This window comes from Streptomyces sp. NRRL WC-3549 (assembly GCF_000721935.1).
GTDB lineage: Bacteria > Actinomycetota > Actinomycetes > Streptomycetales > Streptomycetaceae > Streptomyces.
The window spans coordinates 26,787-35,725 of record NZ_KL585403.1 but is presented as its reverse complement, the minus strand read 5'-3'; the positions used below and the strand labels follow the sequence as shown (position 1 = coordinate 35,725).

General features: G+C 71.7%; 6 protein-coding genes and 2 pseudogenes. 6 read left to right on the top strand and 2 right to left on the bottom strand.

The features are described from left to right. The 4 genes and pseudogenes from IH13_RS0117550 to IH13_RS0117530 all read left to right on the top strand — a co-directional run. Positions 1–769: pseudogene (locus IH13_RS0117550) on the top strand (serine/threonine protein kinase); the annotation flags it as partial. A 45-nt stretch (positions 770–814) separates the two neighbouring features. Beyond that, positions 815–2,950, top strand: coding sequence for a UvrD-helicase domain-containing protein (locus IH13_RS0117545; RefSeq protein WP_031085508.1), 2,136 nt, complete (start codon positions 815–817; stop codon positions 2,948–2,950). 79 nt (positions 2,951–3,029) lie between these two features. Continuing rightward, positions 3,030–3,224 carry a hypothetical protein gene (locus IH13_RS0117540; protein WP_031085507.1) on the top strand — a complete coding sequence of 65 codons (195 nt, stop codon included), beginning with the start codon at positions 3,030–3,032 and terminating at the stop codon, positions 3,222–3,224. A gap of 267 nt (positions 3,225–3,491) precedes the next feature. Further along, complete coding sequence (locus IH13_RS0117530) at positions 3,492–4,292, top strand: SAM-dependent methyltransferase (protein ID WP_031085505.1); 801 nt, start codon at positions 3,492–3,494, stop codon at positions 4,290–4,292. A 197-nt stretch (positions 4,293–4,489) separates the two neighbouring features. On the opposite strand, the gene IH13_RS0117525 is transcribed toward IH13_RS0117530, so the two are convergent. Continuing rightward, positions 4,490–5,188, bottom strand: coding sequence for a hypothetical protein (locus tag IH13_RS0117525; RefSeq protein ID WP_031085504.1), 699 nt, complete (start codon positions 5,186–5,188; stop codon positions 4,490–4,492). 422 nt (positions 5,189–5,610) lie between these two features. Here IH13_RS0117525 and IH13_RS0117520 point away from each other — a divergent pair, with 422 nt between their 5' ends. Further along, complete coding sequence (locus IH13_RS0117520; RefSeq protein ID WP_234433316.1) at positions 5,611–6,864, top strand: helix-hairpin-helix domain-containing protein; 1,254 nt, start codon at positions 5,611–5,613, stop codon at positions 6,862–6,864. Between the two features lie 188 nt (positions 6,865–7,052). Then, on the top strand, positions 7,053–7,565 hold the full coding sequence (locus IH13_RS44680) for a hypothetical protein (RefSeq protein ID WP_031085502.1): 513 nt from the start codon (positions 7,053–7,055) through the stop codon (positions 7,563–7,565). A 57-nt stretch (positions 7,566–7,622) separates the two neighbouring features. Here IH13_RS44680 and IH13_RS0117510 read toward each other — a convergent pair. After that, a pseudogene (locus IH13_RS0117510) lies at positions 7,623–8,939 on the bottom strand (ATP-dependent DNA helicase); the annotation flags it as partial.

Sequence of the window (8,939 nt, the reverse complement as noted above, 5' to 3'; positions counted from 1 at the left end):
ACGGCCGTTCCTGCCGCAGCCCGGGGAGAGGACCGATCCCGGTGAGGCCGGGCCGGAGGGGGTGCCGGATCCGACGGGGATCTTCCGCCGGCCGTACGCGCCGCGTGCCCGCCCCGGACGACCGCCGGAGCCCACGGTGGCCGATCCGGCCGCGGCGTCGCCTGTGCCCGTGCCTGTGCCTGTGCCGGAGCAGCTGCGCGAGGAGATCGCCGAGGCGTACGCACACTCCGACGCGCTGCTCGAAGAGGAGCGGTTCGCCCAGGCCGCCGAGGTCCTGAGTGAGATCATCGAACACGCCGCGCGGGCGCTCGGCCCGGAGAGCCGGAAGGTTCTGGAGCTCCGCACGCAGCGGGCCGCGATCCGGTTGCTCGGCGGCGACTACCGGGCCGCACTGCCCGAGTTCGACGCCCTGGCCGACGCGTATGCGCGCACCGGCGGCCCGAGCAGCCCGCAGGCCCGCGCCTGCCGGGCGCAGGCTGCTCGCTGCCGCGGTGAACTCGGGCAGGTGACCGACGCGTTGGCATCGCTGCGGGGGGTTCTCGACATCGTCCGGGCCGTGGACGGTGACGTGAGCGAGGAGGCCGTCGATCTGCGTCGGGACATCGGCATGCTGCTGCTCGCCCAAGGGCACGCGACCGAGGCGCAGCTGGTCCTCGGGCCCCTCCACGCCGATCTGTGCCTGGTCTACGGTGCCGGGGACGAGATGGCCGAGGAAGTCGCCGAGGCGCTGTCCCTCATCGGGCTCGGTCTGGACATACCGTCGGACTGATCGGCCGTCACCCCTACCACCCGCTGCTCCCCGGAGAGTCCGCCCATGCCCCATCTCGCCTTCGACATCGATTTCTGCGCCCAGCTCAGCAAGCTCCAGGGCAGCGTCAAACAGGGGGTGTTCGACGCGTGGGAGAAGTTCGAACGTCTCACGCTGGACCAGTTGTTCAAGGATCCGGGGCTCAAGCTGGAGACCTTGAAGCGGGCCCGTGATCCGCATATCCGGACCATCCGGATCGACCAGGGGACGCGAGGCGTCGTCCTCGCGCCGGACAGCGGTGACACCTACGTCCTGCTGCGGGTGATGCCGCACGACAAGGCGATCGCGTGGGCGATCAAGCAGAAGGCCAGCATCAACCCCGTCACCCGGGCGGTCGAGATCCGGGACATCGCGATGCTGGACGAGCTCACCCCGGCGTACGAGCGCATCGCCCCGGCCCCTGACGAGCGGCTGTTCGCGAAGGTGTCCGACGGGGACATGGGGGCGCTCGGCATCGACGAGACCACCCTGCGGCAGGCCCGCACGCTGTCCGACGTGGAGCAACTGGAGGTGTTCGCCCCGTACTTCCCGCAGGACCAGCGCGAGGTCCTGGAGTATCTGGCGGCCGGTTTCAGCGTGGAGGAGGTGTGGCGCGACGTGGTGTCGGTGGCCATGTCCACGGTGGCCGCCGGCGATCCGCCCGTGGACACCCAGGACTACGCGACGGCCATCCGGCGTACCCGGGCACGCATCGCTCTCGTCACCGCGTCCGAGGAACTGCGGGACATCCTCGACAAGCCCTTCGACGCCTGGCGGGTCTTCCTCCACCCGTCGCAGCACAAGGTCGCCTACCGTCCGTCCTACTCCGGTCCGGCCCAGGTGACCGGTGGTCCCGGGACCGGTAAGACGGTCGTCGCCCTGCACCGGGTACGCCACCTGCTGGGGCATCTGCGGGACGGGGACCGCATCCTGCTGACGACGTACACCAACGCACTCGTGGCCGCGTTGCGCGCGGGGCTCACGGCGCTGGTCGAGGACGAGGCGCTGCGTGACCGCGTCGACATCATGACCGTCGACGCGTTCGCCGGCCGTGTGGTGTCGACGTCACGGAGGCCTCTGCGGGGCAACGAGGAGGAAGGGCGCTGGGAACAGGCCGCCAGGGCCACCGGTTTCACCGGCACCGCGCAGTTCCTGGCCCAGGAGTACAAGCACGTCGTCCTCGCCCAGAATCTGCGGACGCCGCAGGAGTACGAGAGCTGTGAGCGTCGCGGTCGGGGCAGCGCCCTGCCGGGGTCGTCCCGCCCGCTGGTCTGGCGCACGATCGAGGAGTTCACCGCCCGGCTCACCGCGGACGGGCTGCGCACCTATCTGGGTACGTGCGCGGAGGCCGCCGACCTGCTGGAGGCTTACGGGCCGCGCTATCGGCACGTGGTCGTGGACGAGGCCCAGGACCTCCACCCGGCCCAGTGGCGGCTGCTGCGTGCGGCGGCTCCGGCACGGCCCGACGACCTGTTCATCGCGGGCGACCCGCACCAGCGCATCTACGACACGAAGGTGTCCCTGAAGGCGGTCGGTGTCCGGGTGACCGGCCGGTCGACGAAGATGCGGAAGAACTACCGCTCCACCCACGAGATCCTCAGCTGGTCCACCGCCCTCCTCCTCGGCCGCCCCTTCGAGCAGCTGGCGGACGACGCCCGAAACGAGACGCTGCTCGGTTACCGTTCGGCTCTGCACGGCAGTGGTCCCGAGGTGTTCGCCGGTACGTCGGAGGAGGCCGAACTCGACGCGCTCGTCGTCCGTGTGAAGGGGTGGCTCGACAGCGGTATCACGCTGAGGGAGATCGGGGTCAGCGCCCGGTTCAACAAGGTGTGCGACAAGGCGGTGGAACGGCTCGAGGCGGCCGGGATCCGTGCCGCGCGCCTGCGGGGTGATGTGTCCGCCGGCCCGGATGCCGTGCAGGTCGGCACGATGCACGCGTTCAAGGGGCTGGAGTTCCGGTGCGTCGCGGTCGTCGGGGTGAGCGACGGGGCCCTGCCGTTCCCGAGGGCGGTCACCGCGGCCGACGTCGACCGGCTCCAGCACGACGCGGACCTGCTGGCGGAACGCTGCCTGTTGTTCGTCGCGTGCACCCGGGCACGGGACGGTCTGTACGTGTCGTGGTCGGGTGAGCCGAGCGAGTTCCTGGTGGAGGCCGGGGTGTAAAACTGCCGTCGCGTTCGCCCGAGAGGCGGCGCCCGGGCCACCGGCCCGGACTGTCGGACCCGCGGCCTACAGTGCACGCATGGACATGAACGACCCGCAGCAGGTGGGCATTGCCTTCGCAGAGACAGTCCTCGCGGTCACGGTGAGCAGCGCGCCGCCGGACCCGTCGTCGCCGTTGGGACGTGTCAGGGCCTTCACCGAGCAGTACGGCGGGGAAGCGTTGAGGCCCGAGCACATAGCGGCCGCCCAGGAGGGCCGTCCGCTGCTGCCGTGAGTCACGCCGCGGAGGCGACCGACCGCCGCGTGCTCCGCGCCCGGGACGCGCTGGACCACGCGGTGGACCATGGCCACGCGCGGCCGTTGGACGTGCCCCTTCCGGGCGGATGCCGGCTGAGCACCGGGCGGGCGGCGGGAAGCGGGACCGGCCGGGCAACCGGGAGGTCCTCGTTCCCGCCGATGGGCAGCCACGAGCGGATCACAGGGGTACCGTGATCGAACCCAAGTCCGACCTGGCCGTTTTTGGCGTACGAGGTGGCAAACAATGAACGATTTCGCGCAGCCCACACCACATCCGACGAACGCGCACCCCGCTCGCGTCTACAACGTCTGGCTGGGCGGCAAGGACCATTACCAGGTGGACCAGGAGGCGGCCGAGCTCGCCGCCCGGGCGAACCCGACGATCGTGCCGTCGGTACGGGCCAACCGGGCCTTCCTCGGCCGCGCCGTACGTCACCTCGCGGCGGCGGGAATCCGACAGTTCCTCGACATCGGTACGGGCATTCCCGCCGCGGACAACACCCATGAGGTGGCTCAGCGGGCCGCTCCCGAAGCACGCGTCGTCTATGTCGACAACGACCCGATCGTGCTCTCCCACGCCCGGGCTCTGCTGGTCAGCGGCCCCGACGGCCAGACCGACTACGTGCAGGCCGACGCGCGGGACGTGGACGCGATCCTCGACGCGGCCGCCCGCACCCTCGACTTCGACCAGCCGGTCGGCCTCATGCTCGTGGCGATCCTGCAGTACATCAAGGACTCCGAGGATCCGTGGGACATCACTCGCCGTCTGCTGGACCGTCTCGCCCCGGGCAGCTACCTCGTCCTGTCCCACCCGGCCGCCGACGTCACCGCACCCGAAGTGGCGGAGTCCATGCGGATCTACAACGAGCGCGCCGCCAGCCACGCCTCCGCCACACCTCGCACCCACGACGAGGTGGAGCGGTTCTGCGAGGGCCTGGAAATCCTGGAACCCGGCGTGGTCACCCTGACCCGCTGGCGTCCTGAACCGGCCGACACCCCGGACGACACCCTGCCGATGTGGTGCGCCGTCGCCCGCAAGGACTGACGACGCACTCCCCCGTACAACTGCGCCCTGCCGGGCCCCCGCTGGAGCACCGCACCGTGGTGCGGCAGCGGGGGGCTTCTGGTCCCCCGGGACGGCACAGCACCGCGGGGCGCCCGTGACGAACGCTCAGCGGCAGGTCCGCAGCGCCGCAACGCTCCTGGAGGGTTGCGGCGTTGTGCGGTCGCCACACATCCGGGTCACCGGCCGGCGGCGCTCGTCTCCAGTACGTCGGCGTCGGCCGGGGGCCTCACGTCCAGCGGTTCGTCGAAGGCGCTGAAGGAGGTCGTGCTGCGATAGTCGGCCCCCTTGTAGGCGACCTTGAGGAGGTACGGCTTGCCCTCGGTGGCGACGTAGAAGGTGTAGACGCCTTGGCCGTTCTCCTTGTCGGTCACCTTCAAGGGGAGGGCGGGGCGGCCGTCCACCTCGGTGGGCTTGCCCTTCGCCGCTGTCCCGAAGGGCGCGAAGGGCCAGGTGCAGTCGACGAGCCCCTCCCCCGGACCGGCCTTGTCCGCAGGGGCCTTGATCCATCGCTTCTGGTCCCCGGCCGCCGTCTTCTTCCCCGACCAGCGCTCCAGGTAGGCACGGTCGGGACGCACGTAGTCCGTCTCACCGATCCGGATCTGTTCGAAGACGCCACCGGCGGTCCAGGTGATCTTGACCGTGCACGTGCCCTTGAGGTCGGTCGTCAGCCGGCTGGAGTAGCCGTCGCCCCCGGTCGGTGCGGTCGACGCGTCAACGGTCACCGTCTCAAGGGCGTCCATCGTCTCGTACGCCCGCTCCAGCAACTGGTCGGCGGAGGGTTCCTTCTCCGCTCCCCCGCCGGCACAGCCGGCGACGGCCACCCCCGCCGCCAGGGACACCACTGCCGTCGTCACACCGCTCGGTATCTTCCGCATCCGAACCCCCAGATCATGAGCGGGTCAGACTACGTGACGGCGCTCCGTGTCCGTACGGGGGCTGGAAGCAACCGTCTTCCGTGGACCGGCCGTCCGTCCTGACCGCGCAGGCCGGCTTCTCCACGGACGCCGACAGGCAGGCGGCGTCCCATGTCTCCGCTCGCCCCGAACCGTCGGCCGCACACGCCGCTCCCCGCATCGCCGCCACCCGCGCCTGCGTCCCGTCCCTACGTCGGCGCAGCCGGCCGGAAGCAGGGCGGCGGGGGCACGGTCGCGGGGGCAGGGGGGAGGGCGGCCACCTCCACGGAAGCCCCCGGCAGCGCGATTGCCGGAACCAGGAAGCCACGACGTCTCCCGTCTGCCGGTTCGCGTCGTTGTTCGCTCGGACGGGCCCGGTGCACAGTGGCTCTGCTGGACGCACCGTGGACAAGACGCTGGGGGCCCGGGTGATACATGTGCCGTTCTTCCGCTGGGTATTGGCGCTCGGCATCGTTCTCATGGGCTGCTCGGCGGGCCTCCATATGACGCTGCCGGACTACCCCAAAATCCGGCGGGTCGACCTGACGGTGCTCCGCGAGGAGCCGGACGGGCAGTGCGCGGTCCGGTGGACAGATCCCTTCGACCACCGGGAACGCGAAGGCTTCTACCCCTGCGACGCCATACGGGACCCGCGCCTCGACGCATCGCGGTACGACCCGGAAACCGGCTTCGGCCGGGCCTTCGGCCTCGTGTTCGCCGAAGGAGCGGACAGAGGCGAGCTGTACTCCCCGGTGGGTGTCGGCGAAAGCGCGCGGGCCCGCGCCGAGCTCTCGGACACGCTCATCGCGGTGAGCCTCCCCGTGACGCTCATCGGGCTCGTCGGCGGCAACGTGCGCGCCACCGCGAGGGTGAGCGGCGTGAGACCAGGCGTCATCCGCCGGGCGAGGTCGCTCAGCCAGGCCGCCGCGCGGGTGGCCCAGGACTATGACCGGGCCACGAAGGCCGTGCGGGAGTCCTGGGCCCCGCTCCACAGCGACCGGGTGGACGAGGAGTTGGGCCGGGCCCCGCTCTCACGTCTGCCGTGGACGGTCAGACTGCGGTCCAGGGAGCTGGAGAAGAACGGCGTGCGGACGGTGCGGGATGTACTCGAAGCCGGGGCATCGGAACTGGGCCGGTTGCCGGGCGTGGGCCGGCGTACGGCGGACAGCGCGATGGCCGCGGGCCGGCGTATGCGGGAGGACCTCAGGAAGGGTGTCGCGGTGCGGTTCGAAGCCGACCGGCGCACCCCTCGGACCACGGCGCTGCTCATCGCTCTGCGGGTGCTCGTGGAGGCCGGGCCGGGCGCCCGGGAGACGGCGGAGACGGGCAGGGCTCTCGCCGCGCGGCTGGAACCGCTGCTGTACACCGCCGCGGCGGCGTCCGGGTACGCACAGATGCTGGGCGCGGGTCCGGAGCGGCGCCGGTGTGCGCGGGCCGCGGTACCCCAGCTGCGAGCCCTGCTGGACGAGGCCGAACGGCTGGGCTTCACCGAACGGTTCGCCCAGGTGTCGGTCGACCTGCTGCGCGGGCCGGACAGTGATCCTACGGGGCTGGACGCCTGGGTGGACTTCGAGTCACGCCCGGCGGAGTACTACCGGGTGCTCGCGGACGTCACCGGCGGAATGCCTTCGCCGGACGGCTGCCCCCCAGCCTGCTGAACCACGCCGGGGACGGCCCGTCCTCGTTTCCGGCGCGAGCCGTCGCTGTGTCGGGCCCCGGCGCTCGGCACGGCGGCCGACCTGGCCTGGCCACGCGGTCGGCACCGCGCGCCTGTGATCCACTCCGGTACTGTCCGTGTGTTCGACGCAGGCCTCGGAGCAGGGGGCCGCGCCTGGGGAGGGATGCCATGAGTGGTCGGGAAGCGTTCGGCGGGGTACTGAAGCTGGGCGTCGAGGAGCGCGGGGCGCTGGCCGGCCGGTGGTGGCAGTGGGCCATGTCCGCCCCCGAGGACCGCTGCCCGGTCAAGGACTCGACGGGCGAGCATGCGGCGTGGGGCCAGCCGGACGACGTCTGGTTCCTGGCCGGCACCTACGGTGGCCGCGTGGTGCGGCGCTGCGCGATCCCCGCGGACCGTCCGGTGTTCTTCCCGGTGCTCAACATGCAGCACCCCCGTTCGTATTCGAGGATTCCCCGGTCCCTGGACGTGACGGAGGCGACGGCTTCGCTCAACGGCCTGCCGCTCCCGTTGCGGGAGTTCTCCGCACCCTTCATGACGGGTCTGACCCAGCGCTACGCCTGGGGGGTCTGGGGTGCTGTCGAGCCCCTGCTTGCCGGTGAGTACGTGCTGGAGATCAAGGGCAGGGCCACCAGCGGCTTCTGGGTCGACACGACGTATCACCTGGAGTCGAAGCTGCCCTGAGCCGGCACGTGTACGGGCGCTCTCGCGGTGGTGGCCGGGAGGTGGCGGGGCCGGCCTTCACGCCGGGCCGGCGAGCAGGGCCGTGCCGTCTTCCCTCCCGGCCCACCCGTGCTCGGTGCGCCACAGGACGTGGACGCCGAAGAGGTCGTGGACGGTCGTGACCGACCACTCTTCGGCCGGGGGCCCGGCGAGCACGAGGCAGAGGCGGCGGTCGTCGGGCCCGGGCTGGGTGTGGCTGATCTCCTGGAGCCGCACCGCACCCGAGCGGAGGTCGGCGTAGCTGGTGAGGCCGGCTCCGAGCACCTCGTAGAGCACGTGGCCCTCCTCGGTGGGGCATCGGACGTCCACGATGCGGGAGTCCGCCGTCGGCTGCCGGTCCGCGCGCAGAAGTGCGGCCATCAGTTCGAAGCGCACCGCCTCGTGGGTCTTGCATGTGCGGTCCACCGCCGCCGAGGCTTCCAGGATGCGAAGGAGGCCCTCGTGCGGGGCTGTCGGCCCGGGGGTTGCCGGTTCCGTCGGGGCTGACGGTTCGGGCGGGCCTGCCTGCTCTGCGGCGGTGGGGCCGGGTGCGGTGGTCGTCATGGCTTCGGCTTCCTTCGGGTCGGGCCGCGCGGACAGTTCTCGTTCGCCGAACGGTGCGGACGGCGACACCGGAGGGGCGGAAGGGGGCACGGGAAGGGCTGAGCCGTCCCCGGCAACCTCAGCGGGCCCGGGTGTCTCGGCGTGTCCGGTTGTCTCGGCGTGTCCCGTCTGCTCCGCCGAGTGGGGCCGCCCGGACTGATCGGTCTGCCCGGACTGGTCGGACTGGTCGGACTGGTCGGACTGCCCGGACTGGTCGGGGGCGTCCGCGACTGCGATCCGGCTCTCCAGGGTTCGCCGTGCTTCGGTCAGGGCTTCCGACCAGCCGCTCCGCTCCAACTCGTCCCGGAAGCGATCGGGGTCCTGAGCCGCCGAAGCGGCGGCGCGGTTCGTGTCGGCGGCCAGGTCGCGCAGGACACCGAGGCGGGCGCGGTCCGGTGATCCGAGTACGCGCCAGACGTCGAGCCAGTCGTGCTGGTCCCGGCGCAGGCAGCGGTTGGCCATGCCCTTGAGCTCCGACAACCGGGCGCGGACGTCGTCCGGGGTGCGCCCGTCGGCGAGTTCGCCGAGCACGGCGAGCGCGTCGGCGTACCGGGAGGCCATTCTGGGGGAGATGGGCCGTCGGCCGAGCGGGTCGGTGGTGACGAAGGTGACGCTGGAATCGTGGTGGAGCACCCAGGCGTCCAGCACCGCTCCCACGGTCGGCGGCTTGGAACCGTGGCGTACCGCCATGAGCAGGGGGCGTCCGGTGACCGGAGAGACGGCCTCGACCCGGTAGTTGCCACCGGCGGGGTG

Excerpts from the sequence above, each read along its gene's own strand:
- IH13_RS0117530 (WP_031085505.1), top strand. The coding sequence starts at position 3,492 with ATGAACGATTTCGCGCAGCCCACACCACATCCGACGAACGCGCACCCC.
- IH13_RS0117540 (WP_031085507.1), top strand. The coding sequence starts at position 3,030 with ATGGACATGAACGACCCGCAGCAGGTGGGCATTGCCTTCGCAGAGACA.
- IH13_RS0117545 (WP_031085508.1), top strand. The coding sequence starts at position 815 with ATGCCCCATCTCGCCTTCGACATCGATTTCTGCGCCCAGCTCAGCAAG.
- IH13_RS44680 (WP_031085502.1), top strand. The coding sequence starts at position 7,053 with ATGAGTGGTCGGGAAGCGTTCGGCGGGGTACTGAAGCTGGGCGTCGAG.
- IH13_RS0117525 (WP_031085504.1), bottom strand. The coding sequence starts at position 5,188 with ATGCGGAAGATACCGAGCGGTGTGACGACGGCAGTGGTGTCCCTGGCG.